General features: G+C 57.0%; 24 protein-coding genes. 13 read left to right on the top strand and 11 right to left on the bottom strand.

All coding sequences use genetic code 11. The annotated features are described in order from the left end of the window. The 7 genes from ABJF76_RS12680 to ABJF76_RS12650 form a co-directional block, all read left to right on the top strand. Positions 1-776 (top strand): amidophosphoribosyltransferase (locus tag ABJF76_RS12680; RefSeq protein WP_413822584.1); only part of this gene is annotated, 776 nt, incomplete at its 5' end. Between the two features lie 46 nt (positions 777-822). After that, on the top strand, positions 823-1,227 hold the full coding sequence (locus ABJF76_RS12675; protein ID WP_413821362.1) for a hypothetical protein: 405 nt from the start codon (positions 823-825) through the stop codon (positions 1,225-1,227). Positions 1,228-1,458: 231 nt separating this feature from the next. Continuing rightward, positions 1,459-2,100 carry an SDR family NAD(P)-dependent oxidoreductase gene (locus ABJF76_RS12670; protein WP_413821361.1) on the top strand — a complete coding sequence of 214 codons (642 nt, stop codon included), beginning with the start codon at positions 1,459-1,461 and terminating at the stop codon, positions 2,098-2,100. 119 nt (positions 2,101-2,219) lie between these two features. After that, positions 2,220-3,002: a 5'/3'-nucleotidase SurE gene (gene surE, locus ABJF76_RS12665; protein ID WP_413821360.1), complete on the top strand. Its 783-nt coding sequence runs from the start codon at positions 2,220-2,222 to the stop codon at positions 3,000-3,002. Further along, positions 2,999-3,649 (top strand): protein-L-isoaspartate(D-aspartate) O-methyltransferase, encoded by a 651-nt coding sequence (locus ABJF76_RS12660; protein WP_413821359.1) that lies wholly within the window; start codon positions 2,999-3,001, stop codon positions 3,647-3,649. The genes surE and ABJF76_RS12660 overlap by 4 nt, the downstream gene beginning before the upstream one ends. Positions 3,650-3,745: 96 nt before the next feature. Next, a complete protein-coding gene (locus ABJF76_RS12655; RefSeq protein WP_413821358.1) occupies positions 3,746-4,936 on the top strand; it encodes a peptidoglycan DD-metalloendopeptidase family protein in 1,191 nt (396 codons plus the stop codon). Positions 4,937-5,090: 154 nt separating this feature from the next. Further along, positions 5,091-6,116, top strand: a complete 1,026-nt coding sequence (locus tag ABJF76_RS12650; protein ID WP_413821357.1) for a Hint domain-containing protein — start codon at positions 5,091-5,093, stop codon at positions 6,114-6,116. Here ABJF76_RS12650 and ABJF76_RS12645 read toward each other — a convergent pair. Genes ABJF76_RS12645 through ABJF76_RS12630 form a run of 4 tightly spaced genes read right to left on the bottom strand, consistent with a single transcriptional unit; the run spans position 6,113 to position 8,578 of the window. Further along, positions 6,113-6,955, bottom strand: coding sequence for an ATP-binding protein (locus ABJF76_RS12645; RefSeq protein ID WP_413821356.1), 843 nt, complete (start codon positions 6,953-6,955; stop codon positions 6,113-6,115). The genes ABJF76_RS12650 and ABJF76_RS12645 overlap by 4 nt on opposite strands. Next, the gene (tatC, locus tag ABJF76_RS12640; protein WP_413821355.1) at positions 6,952-7,875 is read right to left on the bottom strand and encodes a twin-arginine translocase subunit TatC; all 924 of its coding nucleotides are present in this window, start codon (positions 7,873-7,875) and stop codon (positions 6,952-6,954) included. Before tatC ends, ABJF76_RS12645 begins: the two co-directional genes overlap by 4 nt. After that, complete coding sequence (gene tatB, locus ABJF76_RS12635) at positions 7,868-8,338, bottom strand: Sec-independent protein translocase protein TatB (protein ID WP_413821354.1); 471 nt, start codon at positions 8,336-8,338, stop codon at positions 7,868-7,870. The genes tatC and tatB overlap by 8 nt, the downstream gene beginning before the upstream one ends. Positions 8,339-8,341: 3 nt before the next feature. After that, entirely contained in the window at positions 8,342-8,578 is a 237-nt protein-coding gene (locus ABJF76_RS12630) for a twin-arginine translocase TatA/TatE family subunit (RefSeq protein WP_413821353.1), read from the bottom strand. A gap of 165 nt (positions 8,579-8,743) precedes the next feature. Between ABJF76_RS12630 and ABJF76_RS12625 the strand changes: the two genes are divergently transcribed. Next, positions 8,744-9,415: a helix-turn-helix transcriptional regulator gene (locus tag ABJF76_RS12625; RefSeq protein WP_413821352.1), complete on the top strand. Its 672-nt coding sequence runs from the start codon at positions 8,744-8,746 to the stop codon at positions 9,413-9,415. A gap of 57 nt (positions 9,416-9,472) precedes the next feature. Here the strand turns inward: ABJF76_RS12625 and ABJF76_RS12620 are convergent, their stop codons facing one another. The 6 genes from ABJF76_RS12620 to ABJF76_RS12595 form a co-directional block, all read right to left on the bottom strand. Next, a complete protein-coding gene (locus ABJF76_RS12620) occupies positions 9,473-9,808 on the bottom strand; it encodes a Lin0512 family protein (protein WP_413821351.1) in 336 nt (111 codons plus the stop codon). Further along, positions 9,805-10,140: a Lin0512 family protein gene (locus ABJF76_RS12615; protein ID WP_413821350.1), complete on the bottom strand. Its 336-nt coding sequence runs from the start codon at positions 10,138-10,140 to the stop codon at positions 9,805-9,807. Before ABJF76_RS12615 ends, ABJF76_RS12620 begins: the two co-directional genes overlap by 4 nt. Then, complete coding sequence (locus tag ABJF76_RS12610; protein ID WP_413821594.1) at positions 10,140-11,192, bottom strand: ABC transporter ATP-binding protein; 1,053 nt, start codon at positions 11,190-11,192, stop codon at positions 10,140-10,142. Before ABJF76_RS12610 ends, ABJF76_RS12615 begins: the two co-directional genes overlap by 1 nt. A 65-nt stretch (positions 11,193-11,257) precedes the next feature. Next, a complete protein-coding gene (locus tag ABJF76_RS12605; RefSeq protein WP_413821349.1) occupies positions 11,258-11,431 on the bottom strand; it encodes a hypothetical protein in 174 nt (57 codons plus the stop codon). Positions 11,432-11,555: 124 nt separating this feature from the next. Next, a complete protein-coding gene (locus ABJF76_RS12600) occupies positions 11,556-12,683 on the bottom strand; it encodes a DNA alkylation repair protein (protein ID WP_413821348.1) in 1,128 nt (375 codons plus the stop codon). Beyond that, entirely contained in the window at positions 12,683-13,462 is a 780-nt protein-coding gene (locus tag ABJF76_RS12595) for an SDR family oxidoreductase (protein ID WP_413821347.1), read from the bottom strand. The genes ABJF76_RS12600 and ABJF76_RS12595 overlap by 1 nt, the downstream gene beginning before the upstream one ends. Positions 13,463-13,595: 133 nt before the next feature. Here ABJF76_RS12595 and ABJF76_RS12590 point away from each other — a divergent pair, with 133 nt between their 5' ends. Continuing rightward, positions 13,596-14,600, top strand: a complete 1,005-nt coding sequence (locus ABJF76_RS12590; RefSeq protein ID WP_413821346.1) for a Hint domain-containing protein — start codon at positions 13,596-13,598, stop codon at positions 14,598-14,600. Between the two features lie 210 nt (positions 14,601-14,810). Here the strand turns inward: ABJF76_RS12590 and ABJF76_RS12585 are convergent, their stop codons facing one another. Next, positions 14,811-15,176, bottom strand: coding sequence for a SnoaL-like domain-containing protein (locus tag ABJF76_RS12585; protein ID WP_413821345.1), 366 nt, complete (start codon positions 15,174-15,176; stop codon positions 14,811-14,813). 137 nt (positions 15,177-15,313) lie between these two features. Here ABJF76_RS12585 and ABJF76_RS12580 point away from each other — a divergent pair, with 137 nt between their 5' ends. The 4 genes from ABJF76_RS12580 to ABJF76_RS12565 all read left to right on the top strand — a co-directional run bounded on the left by ABJF76_RS12580 (position 15,314) and on the right by ABJF76_RS12565 (position 20,397). Beyond that, positions 15,314-16,912: a peptide chain release factor 3 gene (locus tag ABJF76_RS12580; RefSeq protein WP_413821344.1), complete on the top strand. Its 1,599-nt coding sequence runs from the start codon at positions 15,314-15,316 to the stop codon at positions 16,910-16,912. Positions 16,913-16,916: 4 nt separating this feature from the next. Continuing rightward, entirely contained in the window at positions 16,917-17,867 is a 951-nt protein-coding gene (locus ABJF76_RS12575; RefSeq protein ID WP_413821343.1) for a glycosyltransferase family 2 protein, read from the top strand. A gap of 3 nt (positions 17,868-17,870) precedes the next feature. Then, positions 17,871-18,800 carry a glycosyltransferase family 2 protein gene (locus ABJF76_RS12570; RefSeq protein ID WP_413821342.1) on the top strand — a complete coding sequence of 310 codons (930 nt, stop codon included), beginning with the start codon at positions 17,871-17,873 and terminating at the stop codon, positions 18,798-18,800. 124 nt (positions 18,801-18,924) lie between these two features. After that, on the top strand, positions 18,925-20,397 hold the full coding sequence (locus ABJF76_RS12565; RefSeq protein ID WP_413821341.1) for a DEAD/DEAH box helicase: 1,473 nt from the start codon (positions 18,925-18,927) through the stop codon (positions 20,395-20,397).

Genomic DNA, 20,397 nt, shown 5'->3' with positions numbered 1-20,397 from the left:
AAATCGAACCGGGCGAGATGGTTGTCATCACCGACAAAGGCATCGAAAGCCGCCGCCCTTTCCGCCAGAAAAAGGCGCGGTTCTGCATCTTTGAACACGTCTATTTCAGCCGCCCCGACAGTATTTTGGGTGGTCGAAGCGTCTATGAAACCCGCGAAAACATCGGCCGCGAACTGGCTAAAGAAGCGCCAGTAGATGCTGACTTGGTCTGTCCGGTGCCGGATTCTGGCACGCCTGCAGCCATCGGTTATTCGCTGGAATCGGGCATTCCTTATGCGATGGGTATCATCCGCAACCAATATATGGGCCGCACGTTCATTGAGCCGACGGAAAGCATCCGTAACATGGGTGTGCGTCTGAAACTGAACGTGAACCGGGCGTTGATCAAAGGCAAACGGGTGATTTTGGTTGACGATTCTGTGGTGCGCGGCACCACATCGCGCAAGATCAAAGAAATGATCCTAGATGCTGGCGCTGCCGAAGTGCATTTTCGCATCGCATCGCCCCCAACGGCTTGGCCCTGTTTTTATGGCGTAGACACGCCGCAACGCGAAAAATTGCTGGCCGCCACGATGTCTGAGAGCGAGATGACAGAACATTTGGGCGTCGACAGCCTTAAGTTCATCTCGCTTGATGGACTGTACCGCGCCGTGGGCGAAGGCAAGGGACGCGACCCTGCCAGCCCGCAATATTGCGACGCGTGTTTTTCTGGCGAATACCCGGTTGAACCATCGGATCAGATCCAAAAGGGATTTGAAATGAAGGCTGCGGAATAGACTAGTTCCTGACGATTTTTGTCAGCAACCATCGCGATAACGGCCTATGGACCAACTTGCCCCTGCCCTGCACGACCTTGTTGCCCGCTGGCCTGAACCTGCGCGACGTCATTTTTTGGCCGCGCGCGGGATCATTCTTGATGTGAGCGAAACAGCCCAAATTGGCCCTTTGGACGAAAGCCTGAAATGGGGCCAACCGGCATGGCGCCCCCGACGACCCCGGACCGGAGTGACCTTGCGACTGGATTGGTCCGACAAAACACCAGATCGGCTAATGGCCTTTGTGGATTGTAAAACGGACCTCGCCAGCCAGATGTCGACCCGCTTTCCCGGAAAATTCGAAAACGACGGGCGTCGCGCGTTGGCATTTGATCTAAAGGCCCCGCTGCCGGGTGACGCGATCGCCCAATTGGCCCAGCTCGCATTCACCTATTACCGTCTCAAGACTTGATCCGCGAGATACCAAGGTCCGCCATAAAAGTAATTTAACGACGGCCAAAGCGAACATTTCCAGATTTTCGGCGTTACTTTTGTTCGACAACACCTCGCGATCCTTAGTTATCAAAGTGCCGCAGTCGAAACACCTTTTTTGGCAAACATCGCGACCATTTGCGCACTTAAAGGCCGTGCAAAAACAGCGTCGCCGCTTGACGCAAAGGGTTGCGACAGGCACACCCGGCCCATGACAAAAACAGCTCTTATCACTGGTGCTTCGCGTGGCTTGGGTGCCGCCCTTGCCCGCGCCCTTGCCCCAACCCATCATATCATCGCCGTCGCGAAAACCACCGGCGCACTTGAGGAATTGGACGATCAGATCAAATCCGTTGGTGGTGCCGCAACCCTCGCGCCGATGGACATCACCGTGGATGCAGCCATGCAAACGCTGTGCCGTGGCATCCATGATCGTTGGGGCAGCCTTGATCTGTGGGCACATACCGCGATCCACGCCGCACCACTGGCACCAGCATCGATGATCGATGCAAAAGACATGACCAAATCAGTGGCCGCAAACGTGACGGCAACAACCACGCTGATCACCTATCTTGCCCCGCTTTTGGGTACAAAAGGCACCGCCGTGTTCTTTGACGACCCACAAGCTGGTGCCCCTTTTTATGGCGGCTACGGCGCGACCAAGGCTGCACAAATTGCACTGGCGCGCAGCTGGCAGGCCGAAACGGCGCGCACCGGGCCAAATGTGCACATCGCCACGCCAAAACCGATGCCGACTGCCACGCGCGGCCGCTTTCACCCCGGCGAAGACCGCGCAGGCCTGAACGATCCGATGACCGAAGCCGCGCGCCTGATTGTCGATCTCAATTTATAGGCGTAGCGCGTCGCCTCAAAGCAACGCTGCCTTTCTGCGGCCCAAAAAAGTGCACAGTGGCGGCTGTCGCAGTTGCCCCGGCGCACAACGGGTCATAGTAAGGAACAAAGGGGCCAAACATGCGCATTCTCATCACCAATGACGACGGCATCGCAGCACCCGGCCTGAAAACGCTGGAACACATCGCGCGCGACCTTGCCGGACCAGACGGAGACGTCTGGACAGTGGCCCCTGCGTTCGAACAATCCGGCGTCGGCCACTGCATCAGCTATGCACGTCCCTTCATGATCCAAACCCTAGCGCCGCGTCGTGTCGCCGTCGAAGGCAGCCCCGCCGATTGCGTGCTTGCGGGTCTGTTTCAGGTCATGGATGAAAAACCCGACCTGATCTTGTCCGGCGTGAACCGGGGCAACAACTCGGCTGAAAACGCGCTGTATTCCGGCACGCTAGGTGCCGCCATCGAAGGCGCACTGCAAGGCGTGTTGTCTATCGGCATTTCGCAGTATTTTGGCCCCGGCAATCGCGACCTTGATGACCCGTTTGAGGCCGCATTGACCCATGGAAAACAGGTGATTGAGCGGATTGTCGCCAACACACCCAAAGACCAGCCGGGTTATCAATTGTTTTACAACGTAAATGTCCCGCCGGTCGCTGCTGCGGACGTCAAAGGCATCAACGTGGTACCCCAAGGGTTGCGCCCCGGTCTTAGGTTTCACACCGAGGCGACGACCTCGCCCTCGGGCCGTCAATTCCTGTGGATCAAGGGCGGGGATCAACAGGTGCAAACTGCCCCCGCCACAGATGCCGCTGTCAATCTGGATGGGTATATTTCTGTCACGCCGATGCGTGCCGACTTCACGGCCCATGACATGCTGGACACGCTGGGGGCCATCGCCACATGAGCGAGAACGACGACATTGCCACTCGCAAAATGCAGTTTCTTTATGCCCTGCGATCGCGCGGTGTGACGGATACCCGCGTGCTGGAAGCGATGGAGAATATCGACCGCGGCCCCTTTATTCGTGGGCTTTTCGCCGAACGCGCTTACGAGGACATGCCCCTGCCCATCGCCTGTGGACAGACGATCAGCCAACCATCTGTGGTGGGGATGATGACACAAGCGCTTAATGTCAGCCCACGCGACAAGGTGCTCGAAATCGGCACGGGATCGGGATATCAGGCCGCGATCCTCGCCAAACTTGCACGCCGCGTTTACACGATTGACCGCCATCGCCGCTTGGTGCGCGAAGCCCGGCAGATTTTCGACGACCTTGACCTGCATACCATCACCGCAATCACCGCAGATGGGTCTTTTGGCCTGCCTGACCAAGCCCCCTTTGACCGCATTCTGGTCACAGCCGCGGCCGAAGATCCCCCCGGCCCCTTGCTTGCCCAGCTCAAAGTGGGGGGCATTATGGTGCTGCCCGTCGGCCAATCGGATGCCGTGCAAAGCCTGATCCGGGTGCACAAGACCGAATCCGGGCTGGAATACGACGAATTACGCGATGTCCGCTTTGTTCCTTTGCTCGAGGGCTTGGGCAAAGAGTAACTTTGGTGTAAAACGGTTTGGAACACTGACAGGCACAGCCTGCACTGGATACCGGCAACGCCCCCGCTCAGAGGGGTCCGGCAGAGGACGACGCAGATGACCCGAACATTCCCCAACCGCTATGGTCGGTTAACGATCGTAACCCTGTGCCTTGGCGCACTTGCGGCGTGTGATACACCACTGGATTTTGATCTGCGCGGCCCAGAGGGTGGTTTCAACACCCGCGCCGCAGCCCGCAATGCGACCATCGACCGCCCAGAGGCGGACTCGCGCGGAGTTATCTCTTATCCCACCTATCAAGTTGCGGTGGCACGGCGCGGTGACACCCTTAATGATGTGGCAACCCGTGTGGGTTTGCCCGCAGACGAATTGGCCCGCTTTAACGGCGTCGAAGCAGATGTCCCGCTGCGCCATAACGAAATTATCGCCCTGCCCCGGCGCGTGGCAGAACCGACTGTGGCAACGGCACCCACGGTTGCGGCCCCGACGAATGTGGATGTCACCACGCTTGCAGGGTCAGCCATTGATCGTGCCGAACCGACCCCGGCCAGCGCACCCGTCACCACCGCACCTTTGGCCCCGAACGAGCAAGAACCCGTGCGCCACAAAGTGGAACGCGGCGAAACCGCTTTTACCATCGCGCGTCTGTATCAAGTCCCGGTCAAATCACTGGCTGAATGGAACGGCCTAGACGCCAGTTTTTCCGTGCGTGAAGGTCAGTTCCTGTTGATCCCTATCGCCCGTGTCGCCGCCCCCGAACGCGTTGCAGCACAAAACACCACTGCCCCGGGCAATGGAACAGTCACGCCTGTACCCCCAAGCGCGGTCAAACCTTTGCCTGAAAATGACACCACCCCAACATCTGTCGCCGAGACCGCACCGATCCCGGAAAAACCTTTGGCGGACGTGGGCCAAACCACCGCCAAACCCAAGGTGGCGGACATGGCAATTCCCGTTCAGGGCAGCATCGTGCGCGCCTATTCAAAAGGGCGCAACGAAGGCATCGACATCAAAGCCGCCCCCGGCGCGCCCGTCAATGCAGCGGCCTCTGGCACAGTTGCGGCCATCACTGCAAGTGCGGAAGGCGTGCCAATCATTGTCGTACGTCACCCCAACAATTTGCTGACCGTCTATGCCAATGTGGCGGACGTAAAAGTGGCCAAGGGCGACAGCGTGTCGCGCGGCCAAGCCATCGCAAGTTTGCGTGAAAATGCCGATCAGGCCTTTGTCCATTTCGAAGTACGTGACGGTTTTGACAGCGTCGACCCTGCCCCCTTCTTTGAGTAATCACACGGGCTCGCTCGCGCGCAATCCAACTTAGGCGAACATGTTTTAGACAATTCGCCACAAAACTGCCTCAATTGGGACCTTAATGCCCAACCCTCGCCATGTTTCTCGATCAGAAACAATGCATCGAACCAAGATGGATTGATTTCAGAGCATGGCGATTTTCTACGGATACACCTTTGCCTTACTTGGCAGCCAAACTACGGTTAACGGCGCCACGGCGGACTATAATTTTGCGCCGAACGGCACTTGGAGCTATTCAGGCGACTCCACCTATTTTGTCGTCAATGAAAACGACGGCGCGACGGTATTCAACGGCGACAGCACCTCGAACGAGACAATTCAGCCGCAAGAACGCTTTGACGGCGCTTTTCCTCAAACCACCGACATTGACGGCACCGATCGTCAACTGATCTGGGACTATACGTTTACCGTAACCGACGGCACGACTACTTGGCGGATCGCGGTCATTGATGTCGATCTGAATAATGACGACGACGTGCAAGACGCAGGCGAAGACGGCTATTATCTTGTTTTTCCAGATGGATTGCCGCCCGCAGACACGGATCTAACCACCGGTGGAATTACAGACAACGGCGCCTTCATCCCCCATGCTGATTTGGGCGCACAAATCGTATGCTTTACCTCTGGCACGTTGATCGAAACCCCCAATGGTCCGCGCAAAATCGAAGATATTGCCCCAGACGACATCGTCACCACCGCTCATAATGGCGCGCAGTCTGTGAAATGGGCTGGGCAGACGACGGTTGCCGCCAACGATGACTTGGCCCCCATCGTGATCACTGCAGGCACCCTTGGCAACGCGTCCGATCTGGTCGTGTCGCCACAACACGCCATCCTGCTTAACGATTGGCGGGCCGAATTGCTGTTTGGCGAGGATCAAGTCCTGGTCCGCGCTGTAGAATTGCTTGGAATGGACGGCGTTTACCGCAAAACGGGCGGTATCGTTACGTACTGCCACGTCCTTATGGACAGCCATCAACTGGTGCAGGCCCACGGTTTATGGAGCGAAACGCTGTATCCCGGCGCAGTGGCGATGGGCGCGGTGAATGAAGCGGCGCGTGATGAAATTCTGCGCCTGTTTCCTGACTTGTCCGAATATGGTCCGATGGCAGCCCCTTGCCTGCGCGGATACGAGGCGCGCCTGCTGGCCGCCTAAAGCGCGACGCCCCGGCGGCCTGCCAAATCACAGAAATACTGCCAGGCCACACGCCCTGAACGGGACCCGCGTGTCGCCTGCCATTCAATGGCTTCAGCCCACAGCGTATCGTCATCAATTTCGATGCCGTGCGCTGCACAATAACCCCGGATCATCGCCAAGTACTGATCTTGATCGCACGCGTGAAAACCCAACCACAGCCCAAAGCGATCCGACAAGGACACTTTTTCCTCGACGGCTTCGGAGGGGTTAATGCCACTGCCCTGCTCGTTTTCGATCATATCGCGCGGCATCAAATGGCGACGGTTCGACGTGGCATACAAGATCACATTGTCCGGCCGCCCTTCGATTCCGCCATCAAGCACCGCTTTTAGGGATTTATAGTGCTGATCATCGTGGCTAAAGCTGAGGTCATCGCAATAAAGGATAAAACGCGCTGTCTTTGCTTCGCGCAAAACGGCCAACAAACGGCCAACGCTGGGCAAATCTTCGCGGTGCAGTTCCACGATCTTTAGGCCGGGGTGATCTGCTTCAAGTGCGCCGTGTATCGCTTTGACCAGACTGGATTTCCCCATACCGCGTGCCCCCCAAAGCAGGGCATTGTTGGCCGGCAACCCTTTGGCAAACTGGCGCGTATTTGCCAGAAGCGTATCACGCGACCGTTCCACCCCAATCAGCAAATCCAGCGATACACGCGACACATGCGCGACCGGGTCCAAACGATCTGGCCCCGTTTGCCAGACAAAGGCGCGCGCGGCGTCAAAGTCTGGCGCGGCCATTGGGGCGGGCGACATGCGTTCAAGTGCGGCCGCAATGCGGTCCATCGGGTCGTCGATCACTTCAGGTCTTCCTCTGGTAAATCGCCTTGATCATCTTCGTCGTCTTCATCGAAATACCCTTCGGCACGCAATTTTGCGTCGCGCTTTTTCTCAACATGACGGACAAGGAAAATCGAAATTTCGTACAGACCATAGACGACGGTAAACAAGATACCTTGGGTGATGACGTCAGGCGGAGTGACCAAAGCGGCCAGCACCAAGATGCCCACCATGGCGTATTTACGCACATTGCCAAGGCCTTCGGCACTGACCAAACCAGCCTTGCCCATCAGGGTCAAAAGCACCGGCAATTGGAAACACAGACCAAAGGCCATGATAAATTTCAGTGTGATATCAAGGCTTTCGTTGACCTTTCCAAAGAAGGTAATGCGGATGCCGTCAGCGGTATCTGGCACCACGGCCTCTACGCCTGTGACCGCCTCTGCGCCGACAACTGTGCTCATCAAATCTGCGATGATTGATGGCACGTCAGCAAAGCCAAGGAAAAACGCCATCGCCAACGGTGTGACGACAAAATGTGCAAAGGATGCGCCCAAAAGGAACATCAATGGCGAGGCAACCAAGAACGGCAAAAACGCGTTCTTTTCCTGTTTATAAAGCCCCGGCGCCACAAAGCGCCACATTTGAAACCCGATAACAGGGAATGACAACGCAAAACCAAACACCATCGATATCCGAAACAGCGTAAACAGATATTCCTGCGGGCTTGTGTACTGCATCGTCGGCGACGGATCGCCCAACTCACGCAGTGTCGCCTCGATCGGTTCCAGCAAAAATTGCAGTATGGGTTCGGCCACCGTAAAGGCCAGGATAATACCGATCAGGAACGCAATGGCAGAGCGGATCAACCGCGTGCGCAGCTCTGCCAAATGTTCGATCAATGGCGCTGTGCTGTCATCCATATCAGGCGCTTCAGCCATCTTTACTCTCTTTCGGCGGAGGCGCAGCGGCCTCCAGTTCTTCGGCTTTCTTTAGCGCGTCGGCGGCCTCTTTGGCTTTGCGTTCAGCTTGGGCACGGGCTGTGGCGGCCTGAATTTTACGAGCGTTTTCAGCGCGCTCTGCCTTTTCGGCGGCCATTTTTCCCGTTTCACTGTCTTTATCGAGGTTACTCAGGGACGATGTCACATCGCGCGCGGCATCCTTGACCCCGTCCATCGCCGAACCAACCGGGTTGGTCGCCGTCTTAAGGGTCTTTTGCAAATCACGCACACCGGATTCGTCCGCTGCTTGATTCATAGCCGAGCTAAATTCGCGCGCCATGCCTTTGGCTTTACCAATCCAGCGGCCCACATTGCGAAAGACGACCGGCAAATCCTTGGGGCCAATCACGATCAACGCGACAACCCCAACCACCAGCATCTCGGTCCAACCGAGGTCGAACATCGCTTAGACCTTGTCTTTGTCGGACTCGGGCGTGACGTCCTTGGCCTCGGCCACGATTTCGTCTTCAACCGCTTCAGCTTCGTCCTCCAGCTCTTTTTGGCCTTCGTTGATGCCCTTTTTAAAGCTGGTGATGCCTTTGCCGACTTCGCCCATCAGACCCGAAATTTTACCGCGTCCAAACAGGACCAAAACCACAACTGCGATCAGCAGAATTCCCGGTAAACCAATATTGTTCAACATGTGTGTATCTCCCATCCAACGGCGCATGCCGTGTGTTCGGTACCGTTTTACGACCAGCCGTTGGGAACGGCCAGCGCACACATGGGATCAAACAGGCCAAGTCATGTGAAAAATGGTGCAATTTTTCAATAGCCCAAGCAAAACTGACATGTTAATGTCAGGAGCATGGCCCGCTCTGACCGCCTTTTCCAAATTCTGACCACGTTGCGCGATGGTCACTTGCACCGCGCCGAAGATTTGGCGCGCAGGCATGCTGTCTCTGTACGCACAATTTACCGCGATATGGACACGCTTGTTGCCTCAGGCGTTCCTGTGCAGGGCGCGCGCGGCGTTGGCTACCGCATTGGCGATACAACCACCCTGCCCCCGCTGACGTTAACACCGCAGGAGCTAGAAGCGCTGAACCTTGGCATTGCCATCGTGTCCGAAGTTGCCGACCCCGATCTGAAATCCGCAGCGCTCAGCCTTGCGGACAAAGTCGACGCAACCCAACCCGAACGCAGCATGACCGAAACGGAGATGTGGAAATTCGCCACCTACCCCTTTGCCGACGCGGTGCGTGGGTTTTCCCAAATGTCGACACTGCGCGCCGCCATCCGCGCGCGGCAAAAACTGCGCCTGACATATCATTCCAAGGGGGATCGAATAACGACACGCACCATCCGCCCCCTTCATATGGAATATTGGGGGCGTGTTTGGACGCTGACCGCTTGGTGCGAAAAGCAACAAGGTTTCAGAGGGTTCCGCGTTGACCTCATCCAATCAGCCGAGGCTTTGCCAGAAATGTTCGTGGACGAACCCGGCAAACGCCTTAGCGACTACAATGCAAATCTGTAACTGCGCGTGGGTCGGCGGGTGGGCGCCTTTGCGCAAGCAAACAGAGCCACCCGGCGGCTAGCGTTTGGGCAGAAACACTTCGATTGCTACAACGGCCATCACAGCAACATCCCCCGCAACAGGCACATCAAGCCCACCGGCCTCAACCACCACCTCAACCGTCCCATAGGGCAAAAGCGATGCGATCACATCGACGTCCACCGCATCGGGGCGCGGCACACCAATATGGACCACAACGCGCATCGTGTCGCGTGCCACATCCAACGTGCCAAAGATCGGCAAAGACGCCCCTTGCAAGGCCTGCTCGACCGCGCGCCGTGCCGCTTTGGTGTCGTCGCGCCCATGCAGATCAACCCCTTGGGCCATCTCGATAATCAAACGTTGCTCACTCATGACGACACCGACACAATCAGCGCCGCTTGCGCCATCACAGTGGGGTTGCCGACACCTTCGGGGCGCACAACATCCAGCCCGCCCTTTTCCACCACAAAGCTAGTTGATCCATAAGGAAAAACTGCCGCCAACACATCCACATCGACCATGTCGGGGCGTGCGCACCCAATGCGCACCTCAATGGTCATGTCCTCTTTGGCGACACCCATGTATTCCGCCAGATTGATCGAATTGCGCCAAAGGGCCGCGCGCACCGCGCGTTCCGCCGCTTGGGTATAATCCCCACGGCGCAGGGACGTGCCCAGCCCGAACTCTACAATCATCGGTCCCATCACGTCTCCTCCGTCGGGAATACAAAACACTTGTCGCGCCGGATGCGCAGCCACATCACCGTCTCAGGCTGCGGCAAAAACACCCCCGGCACCGTCACCTTGATCAACGCACCGTCATCACTCAGACGGAATTCCACAAGGCTTTCGTTGCCCATGAACCGCGCGCGCACCACATGCGCATGCGCTGCCGTGCCTTCTGTCGCCGTCGGCCCCGGCCCAACGCCTGCGCGGTCAAAATCGATTTTAACATGCTGTGGGCGGAACACGATATCGACCTCTGTGCCATCAACCACGCCGGGGGCTAAAAACCGACCAAAGGGCGTCATGGCCAAGGCCCCATCCACAGTGGCGCGCAACCGATTGGCATCACTGAAAAAAGCGACCGAAGCCCGATCAACTGGTCGCGTATAAACGTTGTAAGGCGCGCCACGTTGCACGATCACCCCATCACGCATCAACGCAATCTCATCCGCCATGCGCATCGCTTCGTCGGGTTCGTGCGTGACCAGCAAGACGCCTGTGTCTTCTTCTTTGAGGATCGCCAAAGTTTCATCCCGAATGCCATCACGCAGACGGTTATCAAGGCCGGAAAACGGTTCATCCATCAACATGATGCGTGGACGCGGCGCCAAAGCCCGCGCCAAAGCAATCCGCTGTTGCTCGCCGCCAGAAAGTTGGTGGGGAAACATGTCGATAAAGCGCGTCATGCGCACGCGATCCAGCATTTCTTCGACCCGTGCGCGCTTTTCTTCACGCGTGCCGGACAGCCCATAGGCGACGTTGCCAGCCACACTCAGATGCGGAAACAAAGCGAAATCCTGAAACATCAGACCAATCGCGCGCCGCTCTGGTGGGACGCGGAACTTGGTATCGCAGATCAAAGCGCCATCCACATAGATTTCGCCCGAATCCTGCATCTCGACCCCTGCGATCATGCGCAAGGTGGTGGATTTACCGCATCCCGACGGCCCCAAAAGGCAGGTCACCTGCCCCGGTTGGATCGACAACGACACGCCATCGACCACACGCCGTCCACCATAGGTGCGCACCATATTGCGAATTTCTAGCCGAGGTGCAGTCACGCGTTCTCATTCCCGATTAAAACAGTCGGGAGGTATCAGGCCCGACGCGCCCCCGCAAGCACTGCCGCAAAGCCAACCACCAGAATAAGCACACAATTCACCAGCAATTGCTCGTATTTATGCCCCTCAGGCAAAATACCCGCGAACACAGGCCAAGTCTGCCTAAAATTGGCCAGTACGCGCAAAACGGCCGCGCCAAACGCCACCATGTAAGACCAAACCGGCAGCGCGCACCCGGCGCAGACGCGCAACAAAGCAGTGAAGCAAAAGCCGAAAAAGGGTCGGTGGGTGGGCGCATTTTGTGCAAGCACAAAACAGACCAGTCCATCGACCTTAGACCACCTCGAATGTGGCCTCCGCCCGGTCCACTCCGTTCACCTGCACCACAAGCCCATGCGTGCCCGGGTGCCATTCAAATGTGGTGGCGTTGGCCTTGATTTTATGGATTTTCGTTAACGACAAAGGTTTACCAGCCGTGACTTTCCCAACTTTCAGCTTGAACACCTTTTCCCCCGTTCGCCCACCCGGACGGGCAAACCGCAGCCGATAATCCACAAGCACCGGCAGGTCTGAAGCCGCACTCAGCACAACTTCAAATTCCAGCGCTTCGCCCATGGCCACCTTAGGCGTGGAAATAGAAAGCGACGCCGCCACCGGCACATCCCCCGCATAGCCCAGCATCGACAACGCCCCTGAATGGCCTTGCTTGACCAAGGTGCGCAGCGCGTGGCGTTGCATCCATGCACGCTCGGCCGCGCGTTGGCGCTCATCTGCGTCCCACTGCGCCAGCCGTTGCAACACGGCGTCGGCGTCCGTTTTGGCCACATCATTCAAGTGATTGGCCACCGAACGCGTCACAAACCGCGTCCCGTCCGCCTGCAAGATATCCAGCAACGGCAAAGTCTGATCCAACGTCAGCGCAACTTTTCGCGCCCAGGGTAATTTTGGCCGCGTCCCTTCGCTGACCAGCCTGCGGACATGGTAATTGTCGTCGCGCGCCCAAAGCGCCAGTTGCGCCAATGTCTCCTGCGGCCAACGGTTCAGGAAAGGACGGATGTAGAACTCCATCGAAAAGCGCTGTGTGGCGGCGTAAAGCAGATCCAAAGCGCGCGCACTGTGTGCCTCTAACCCATGTCGCACCGCAAGAACGCCTGGCACAGCATGAATAAACCGGCCAAAGTCATCGTCGCGCAGCGTTGGGTCCAACCGCGTCGGCATCGCCGTTTCCAGTTGGTCAGCCATCGTTGGAAAATCCGGCGCAAGGTACGGTTCCAGACAGTCCGCAAACCAATCCAAACACTCCATCAAGGACCGTTCACCAATTCCAGACAATGCCGCAACATGGAATGCCGCCCGGTCAAATCCAGAAACCGCGCCCGCGAATTCATCTGCTAAATCACCTAAACTATCGGAATTAAACAGCTGATCTTTAAGGGAAAACGTAGGCGCAGCCTTGGCCATCAGATCGTCGCGTTGGTGGCGCCACCATCCAAAAGTAAGTTCTGCCCCACAATAAAGCCTGCGTGCTGCGAACATAAAAACGCACAAGCCGCGCCAAATTCTGCGCGCGTGCCATAGCGTCCTGCCGGGATCGTGGCCGCGCGGTTGGCGCGGGCCTGTTCCAATGTGATTCCTTGGGCCGCAACCACGCCCCCATCCAACGCGTCAGCGCGATCCGTGGCGTGAATGCCGGGCAAAATGTTGTTGATCGTGACACCTGATCCCGCGACTTGCCGCGAAGTGCCTGCTACATAGCCCGTTAACCCGGTGCGCGCCGCATTCGACAGGCCCAGAACCGCAATAGGTGCTTTGACCGATTGCGAGGTGATGTTCACAACTCGCCCCCAACCCCGAACCATCATTCCCGGCACAAGCGCTTTGATCAGCGCAATCGGGGTCAGCATGTTGGCATCCAAGGCGGCGATAAAATCGTCACGATCCCAATCGCTCCAGACGCCGGGAGGCGGGCCGCCCGCGTTGTTGACCAAAATATCTGCGTCACCCGCAGCCTCGATCAACGCAGCTTGCCCGTTGGACGTTGTGACATCAGCCGCCACAGTGGTCACATCCACACCGTGCGCCGCGCGAATGGCGTCGGCTGAGGCCTCAAGCGCCTCAACGCCGCGTCCGTTCATCACAAGATGCACCCCTGCCCCTGCCAAAGCTTCGGCACAACCCAGGCCCAAACCCTTGGATGATGCACACACGACCGCCCGTTTGCCCGCGATTCCCAAATCCATTTTTCTTCCCCTTTGTCCTTTGAAGCCATTGCTATAGCTCCGATCACGCTTGCGCCAGCAAAAGACCGAAACGTTGACCAAGGCGCGCCACAATTATAAGTTATTCGTTGCTCAACCAAGAAGCAGAATCCCTATGACCGACGCCAAACCCAAAGGCCCCGCCCAAAGTCTCCCCGTATTTCGCGCGGCGGAGTTCGCCGTCTGCCAAGGCGCAAACCTTGGGGATCCCTTGTCGTTTCAAGACGATCTGATGTTGGACGACGTTTATATGCTAAGCCCCGCAGCCACGCCGCAACGCCTTACGTTGCACGCCACCGATGCTGCATATCTGACGGTGGCCACAGACAGCGATTTGGGTGTCGAGGGTGCCGATATCCACCTAGATTGCGCGTTGACCCTAATGTCACCGGACGGGCAAATCACGGATGCCATCGTTTTGGTCGAAACGGACCCAGCCGATGATATCGCCGACATTTATCTTCTACCCCTCGCGGCCCTTGCCATCCGCACCCCCTACGCGCTTGTCGGCACCAACAAGGATGATGTGCGGACCAAATTCGCCGATCTCACCTGTGCCCGTTTCACACGCGGCACGCACATAACATTGGCCTCCGGTGCCCAGGTTCCGATCGAAGACCTAGAAGTCGGCAGCCGCGTGCTGACACGCAACGATGGGCCGCAAAAGGTGCGTTGGATCGGGCAGACCACTGTGCGCGCTGTCGGTGAGTTCGCCCCCATCCGCATTCGTGCGAACACGCTGAATAATGACCGCGATCTAATTGTATCCCCCGATCACCGCCTGTTTATTTATCAACGCCAAGACCGATTGGGCGCAGGCCGTTCTGAGCTGTTGGTCAAAGCGCGTCATTTGTTGAACGACGATACTGTGACGATCCAAGACGGCGGTTTTGTCGACTATTTTGAACTGCTGTTTGACAGCCATCAAATCATCTATGCCGAAGGGATCGCAGCGGAATCCATGTTGATCGACACCCGCAGCAAAGCCGGCGTGCCAGACGACGTGACCGCATCCCTAAAAGAACATGACCACGCCGATCTGTCAGACTTAGATGTGACGGAAACCTTGCTGGATCGCCCCGATGCGGCGGAAATCTTGCGCCGCGCGTCAAGGCGATAAGTCATTACCACAAGGGCCTATGTCTGAAGCAAGGAAGGCAACCCGCCACCACTTTCCAGACAACCGGTTTGGACGATGTCTACCGGGCCAACCAAGCACATTTTAACCAAGGATTATCCATCGCGGTTCGTTGTAGGTTGCCCAATAGGTTTCTGACGCAGAACGTGCTGCGTCAGATGGTGTTGACCGATCAAAAGGCGATTTCATCGCTTACGAGGTATAGAAAAACTCTTCGCGCACGATCTTTCCGTCGCCCACTGTGTACAGCGCGACCTCTTTCATGTCGCTGACTTCGCCGCTTTCCTTGTGCTTGACCGTGATGTCAAAAATCACGGCAAAGCGGTCGTCCCCGTTTGGCATTGGGTCAGAGATGTCGCCTTTCACAAATTCAAAAGTCGCATCCCACCAATCATGTTTGCCTTTGATCGCGTCGATCCCTTGCGCCTCGCGTCCTTGCCCATTATCCGAAGCTTCAACTGAAATCGCGTCAACGGCATAAAGCTTGGTCAGGTTTTCATGGGCGGTTCCGGCGCGGCAGCCTTCGACCAATGTGGCGGAAATTGCGTTCATGTCCATTTTATCTCTCCTTGCTTTTGATAGGGCTTGCCTAAAAGGCGCTCCTGTCAGTTTTTGGCAGTACCACCCGTCGGGAACGCACCTGCACTGTTCAAGCGTTGCTTGCCCCGCGCCAACGGCGCAGATATAGGGCTGACATGTTAGATAATCGCCCAGAACTGCCCCCTGAAATCGCCCGCCGCCGGACTTTTGCGATCATTTCGCACCCGGATGCCGGTAAAACGACATTGACGGAAAAGTTCCTGCTGTTTGGCGGGGCGATCCAAATGGCCGGACAGGTGCGCGCCAAGGGCGAAGCACGACGCACCCGGTCTGACTTTATGGCGATGGAAAAAGACCGCGGAATTTCGGTCTCGGCATCGGCTATGTCGTTTGATTTCAAAGAGTTCCGGTTCAATTTGGTGGACACACCCGGCCACTCAGATTTTTCCGAAGATACCTATCGCACTCTCACGGCTGTTGATGCCGCGATCATGGTCATCGATGGGGCCAAAGGTGTGGAAAGCCAAACGCAAAAGTTGTTTGAAGTCTGCCGCATGCGCGACCTTCCGATCCTGACCTTTTGTAACAAAATGGATCGCGAAAGCCGCGATACATTTGAAATTATTGATGAAATCCAAGAAAACCTTGCAATTGATGTGACGCCTGCAAGCTGGCCCATCGGCGTGGGGCGCGATTTTATGGGGTGCTATGACATTCTGCGTGATCGTCTTGAATTGATGGACCGTGCCGATCGGAACAAGGTTGCGGAAAGCATTGAAATCAACGGGCTGGATGATCCGAAACTGGCCGAATACGTGCCAGAGGATCAGTTAAACAAACTGCGCGAAGAACTTGAAATGGCACGTGAATTGCTGCCCCCACTAGATCGCGACGCCATGCTTGAGGGCTCATTGACGCCGATCTGGTTTGGCTCCGCCATCAATTCGTTTGGCGTCAAAGAACTGATGGAAGGGATCGCCGCTTATGGCCCCCAACCGCAAATCCAAACCGCCACCCCGCGTCAGATTTTGCCCGAAGAAAAGAAGGTGTCCGGCTTTGTGTTTAAGGTCCAAGCCAATATGGACCCCAAACACCGGGACCGCGTAGCCTTTGTGCGGATGGCATCGGGCCATTTCAAACGCGGCATGAAACTGACCCATGTTCGGTCCAAAAAGCAAATGGCGATCACCAATCCGGTGATGTTCCTCGCCTCGGATCGAGAATTGGCCGAAGAGGCATGGGCCGGCGACATCATGGGCATCCCAAACCACGGGCAGTTGCGCATTGGCGACACGCTGACCGAAGGCGAAGCGCTGCGCGTTTCTGGCATCCCCTCGTTTGCGCCTGAATTGTTGCAAGGTGTGCGCGCGGGCGATCCGCTGAAATCCAAGCACCTCGAAAAGGCGCTGATGCAATTTGCCGAAGAAGGCGCGGCGAAGGTCTTTAAACCGGCGTTCGGGTCTGGGTTCATCGTGGGCGTCGTTGGTGCGTTGCAATTCGAAGTGCTCGCCAGCCGGATTGAACTGGAATACGGCCTGCCCGTGCGGTTTGAGCCATCGCAGTTCACATCTGCCCGGTGGGTCAGCGGCGAAAAGCCAGCCGTTGAAAAGTTTGAAGATGCCAACAAACAGCATATCGCGCGCGACCATGATGGCGACATCGTTTACCTGACGCGTCTGCAATGGGATATCGACCGTGTTGCGCGCGACTATCCCGATGTTGCTTTGACCGCGACCAAGGAAATGATGGTCTGACCCCATGACCGATCTGATCATCCCCGTGCCGCAACCGGTTGAAACCAACCCGGATCGCGTGCGCTGGGGGATTGTCTCGACGGTCAAAGGGTCGACCGCGCAGATCGCGCGTTTCATCGCCTATCACCTCGATCTGGGTGCGGATCGCATGCATGTTCATTTGGACGTACCCGACGCGGCCGTTGCCGACCGCTTGGCGCATCCAAACGTGCGGTTTATTCAATGTGATGACGCCTATTGGGCCAACCGACCCAAACGTGCACGCGAAACCCATCAAATGCGACAAGTCTTCAACGCCAGCCGTGTGTATCGCATGTGCAAATTGGATTGGCTGGCCCATATCGATGTGGATGAATTCCTTTTGCCGCCCGCACCCTTGCGCGACGTGCTGGCGAACGCAGATCCCAATGCGCCCTTTGTTGAAATCCCGCCGTGCGAGATGATGGACAGCGCCGGCGACCCGCATCATTTCAAACGCGCCTGCCATGGCACCAAAAAGCGCGCAATTTACCCGACCTACGGCGAATATGTTCCCGGTGGGTTTATCAGCACTCAAAGCCACAAGCTTTTTGCGCGGACGGGACTAAAAGACATCCGCCAAGGCATCCATGCCCTGCGGCTTAAAAACCAGATCGTGCGCGGTGGCACGCAGATCGACGGGCTGGAATTGGGCCATGCCCATGCGCCGGATTTCGAAACCTTTCAACGTCACTTGGCCTATCGATTGGAAAAAGGCAGCTATCACGACCGCAAAGGCCGCATGAACCCACTGGGCCACCTGATCCTTGCCCTTATGGATGACCCTGATCCCGATGCGTTACGTGCGTTTCATAACGAAATGTGCGGTGCCAGCCCTGAACGGCTTGACCTCCTTGCGGCGCATGGCATGCTTGTCACGCGTGAGTTGAATCTAGATGCCAAGGTGGCGCATTATTTCGGCACGTTGGAGAAGTAAGCCATGACGACTTGGGGCCTGTCCGCGACTATTCTTGCCCCTACCCCTGAAATCTTGCGCTTTGCGGCCTATCATTTGGATCAGGGGGCGCACCGGCTTTATTTGTATTTGGATGAAGAAAACGAAACCGCGTTTGGTTTTCTCAAGGCACATCCCAAAATTCGCGTCACAACCTGCAACACCGCGCACTGGAAAAAGCTGGTGGGGAAACGACCGGCAAAGCATCAGGCGCGCCAGACAATGAACGCCACCCACGCCTATCAACGCCGGGTCGAAGTCGACTGGCTGATCCACATGGATGTCGACGAATTCTTGGTGCCTCAAGTGCCGATCTCCGATGTTCTGGGCAAAACAAATGCAACGTCTGCGCGCGTTCGTCCGATGGAACTGCTGGGGGGCAGTTCAGACGCGTTCAAGGCGTTCATTCCACCAAACGGGGAACGACGGGCGCTGGTCGATCAGATCTATCCGACCTTTGGCAAACATCTGCGCGGCGGTTTCCTAAGCCACTTGGCGGGCAAGCTGTTTGTGCGCACGGGCCTCAAGGACATGTCGATCCAAATCCACAATGCGTTTCAGGCGGGCGAAATCATGCAAGACGCCGTCGAGTTGGTGCAGGTGGATCTGGCGCATTGCCACGCAAAATCGTGGGACGATTGGCGCGCCGCTTTTGCGTACCGCCTTGAAAAAGGGTCCTATCGGGCGGAATTGAAAGCCGCCAGCAAACCCGCGCAGGGCGGCATGTCGCTCCACGACCTGTTCCTTTGGCTTCAGGCCGACCAAGGCGAGGCTGGTTTGCGCATATTCTATGACGAAGCCGTGGGCGACAGCCCCGATATGCGTGCCCGCCTTGATGCGTACGCCGTGTTGCGCGTCATTGATCTGGATCTAGATGCGGCATTGAAGCGACACTTCCCGAGGGCTGGCGTTTGACGCCACGCACCGGCTTTGTTAAGCACACGCAGCATGTCGGGGCCTGTGGCCTCCATTTGGGCCATGCGGGCCGACATTTATACACGCCGCGGGCCAAGTCAGTGTCCGCAACTTACGGACTTACATGACAAAATTTTCTGAACTAAACCTAAATCCCAAGGTCCTCAAAGCCATTGACGAGGCGGGCTATGAAAGCCCGACCCCCATCCAAGAAGGCGCGATTCCCGCCGCCTTAGAAGGGCGCGATGTGCTTGGGATTGCCCAGACGGGCACCGGCAAAACTGCCAGCTTTACCCTACCCTTGATCACCCAATTGGCCCGAGGCCGCGCACGCGCACGCATGCCGCGTTCACTTGTGCTGTGCCCGACGCGCGAATTGGCGGCCCAAGTGGCGGAAAATTTTGACACCTACGCCAAATATGTGAAGCTGTCCAAAGCGCTGCTGATTGGCGGCGTTTCGTTCAAAGAACAGGACACCGCAATCGACAAAGGTGTGGACGTTCTGATTGCCACCCCCGGCCGTTTGCTGGACCATTTTGAGCGTGGCAAACTGATCTTGAACGACGTCAAAGTAATGGTCGTGGACGAAGCTGACCGTATGCTGGATATGGGTTTCATTCCCGATATCGAACGCATCTTTGGACTGACGCCCTTTACCCGTCAAACGCTGTTTTTCTCAGCCACGATGGCGCCCGAGATCGAGCGGATCACCAACACGTTCCTGTCCAATCCAGCCCGCATCGAAGTCGCGCGACAAGCAACGGCGTCCGAGAACATTGAGCAAGGCGTGGTCATGTTCAAAGGCTCGCGGCGCGACCGCGAGGCGACGGAAAAGCGCAAAGTGCTACGCTTGTTGATCGACGCTGAGGGCGAAAAATGTACAAACGCCATCATCTTTTGCAACCGCAAGACGGATGTGGATATTGTCGCTAAGTCATTGAAAAAATACGGCTATGACGCGGCGCCAATTCATGGCGACTTGGATCAATCCCAACGTACACGCACGCTTGAAAGCTTCCGAGGCGGCGAATTGCGCTTTCTTGTGGCTTCCGATGTTGCGGCGCGCGGCTTGGATGTTCCTTCAGTCAGCCACGTGTTCAACTTTGATGTGCCCAGCCACGCCGAAGACTATGTACACCGCATTGGCCGCACTGGCCGCGCGGGACGTGACGGTAAAGCGGTCATGATCAGTTCTGTGCGCGACGAAAAGAATTTCGTAGCAATCGAAAAACTGATCCAGCGGGAAATTCCGCGCATTGAGAACCCGCTGGGAACAGTGGCGCCCGCCCCTGCTGCGCCAGAAAACACAGAACCGAAGACCGAAAAACCCAAACGCACCCGCGCACCGCGCAAACCAAAGGCTGAAACAGCGGCCCCAAGTGTTGCCCCAGTAGAGACGGACGCCCCGACGGCGCCTGTTGAAGCGGCACCGACACCGGCACCGGCACCGGAAAAAACATCCAGCCGCAGCCGGTCGTCGTCCAGCCGCAGTCGATCCTCAGGACGCGATGATCGTGGTGGCAACAAAGTGGTCGGCCTTGGCGATCACACGCCAACATTTATCCAACTCAGCTTTGAAGAGCGACGCGCAGGTTAA

This window comes from Tateyamaria sp. (assembly GCF_039940735.1).
Lineage (GTDB): Bacteria > Pseudomonadota > Alphaproteobacteria > Rhodobacterales > Rhodobacteraceae > Tateyamaria.
The sequence above is the reverse complement of the archived record's forward strand: the minus strand, read 5'-3'. Positions and strand labels throughout refer to the sequence as shown.

Bases quoted from the DNA above. Each gene is read 5' to 3' on its own strand.
- tatC (WP_413821355.1), bottom strand. From the start codon at position 7,875: ATGGCTGAAGCGCCTGATATGGATGACAGCACAGCGCCATTGATCGAA.
- ABJF76_RS12650 (WP_413821357.1), top strand. From the start codon at position 5,091: ATGGCGATTTTCTACGGATACACCTTTGCCTTACTTGGCAGCCAAACT.
- ABJF76_RS12580 (WP_413821344.1), top strand. From the start codon at position 15,314: ATGTTAGATAATCGCCCAGAACTGCCCCCTGAAATCGCCCGCCGCCGG.
- ABJF76_RS12590 (WP_413821346.1), top strand. From the start codon at position 13,596: ATGACCGACGCCAAACCCAAAGGCCCCGCCCAAAGTCTCCCCGTATTT.
- ABJF76_RS12585 (WP_413821345.1), bottom strand. From the start codon at position 15,176: ATGGACATGAACGCAATTTCCGCCACATTGGTCGAAGGCTGCCGCGCC.
- ABJF76_RS12605 (WP_413821349.1), bottom strand. From the start codon at position 11,431: ATGGTGGCGTTTGGCGCGGCCGTTTTGCGCGTACTGGCCAATTTTAGG.
- ABJF76_RS12610 (WP_413821594.1), bottom strand. From the start codon at position 11,192: ATGGTGCGCACCTATGGTGGACGGCGTGTGGTCGATGGCGTGTCGTTG.
- ABJF76_RS12570 (WP_413821342.1), top strand. From the start codon at position 17,871: ATGACGACTTGGGGCCTGTCCGCGACTATTCTTGCCCCTACCCCTGAA.
- surE (WP_413821360.1), top strand. From the start codon at position 2,220: ATGCGCATTCTCATCACCAATGACGACGGCATCGCAGCACCCGGCCTG.
- ABJF76_RS12615 (WP_413821350.1), bottom strand. From the start codon at position 10,140: ATGGGACCGATGATTGTAGAGTTCGGGCTGGGCACGTCCCTGCGCCGT.
- ABJF76_RS12575 (WP_413821343.1), top strand. From the start codon at position 16,917: ATGACCGATCTGATCATCCCCGTGCCGCAACCGGTTGAAACCAACCCG.
- ABJF76_RS12670 (WP_413821361.1), top strand. From the start codon at position 1,459: ATGACAAAAACAGCTCTTATCACTGGTGCTTCGCGTGGCTTGGGTGCC.
- ABJF76_RS12675 (WP_413821362.1), top strand. From the start codon at position 823: ATGGACCAACTTGCCCCTGCCCTGCACGACCTTGTTGCCCGCTGGCCT.
- tatB (WP_413821354.1), bottom strand. From the start codon at position 8,338: ATGTTCGACCTCGGTTGGACCGAGATGCTGGTGGTTGGGGTTGTCGCG.
- ABJF76_RS12660 (WP_413821359.1), top strand. From the start codon at position 2,999: ATGAGCGAGAACGACGACATTGCCACTCGCAAAATGCAGTTTCTTTAT.
- ABJF76_RS12655 (WP_413821358.1), top strand. From the start codon at position 3,746: ATGACCCGAACATTCCCCAACCGCTATGGTCGGTTAACGATCGTAACC.
- ABJF76_RS12625 (WP_413821352.1), top strand. From the start codon at position 8,744: ATGGCCCGCTCTGACCGCCTTTTCCAAATTCTGACCACGTTGCGCGAT.
- ABJF76_RS12565 (WP_413821341.1), top strand. From the start codon at position 18,925: ATGACAAAATTTTCTGAACTAAACCTAAATCCCAAGGTCCTCAAAGCC.
- ABJF76_RS12600 (WP_413821348.1), bottom strand. From the start codon at position 12,683: ATGGCCAAGGCTGCGCCTACGTTTTCCCTTAAAGATCAGCTGTTTAAT.
- ABJF76_RS12630 (WP_413821353.1), bottom strand. From the start codon at position 8,578: ATGTTGAACAATATTGGTTTACCGGGAATTCTGCTGATCGCAGTTGTG.
- ABJF76_RS12595 (WP_413821347.1), bottom strand. From the start codon at position 13,462: ATGGATTTGGGAATCGCGGGCAAACGGGCGGTCGTGTGTGCATCATCC.
- ABJF76_RS12620 (WP_413821351.1), bottom strand. From the start codon at position 9,808: ATGAGTGAGCAACGTTTGATTATCGAGATGGCCCAAGGGGTTGATCTG.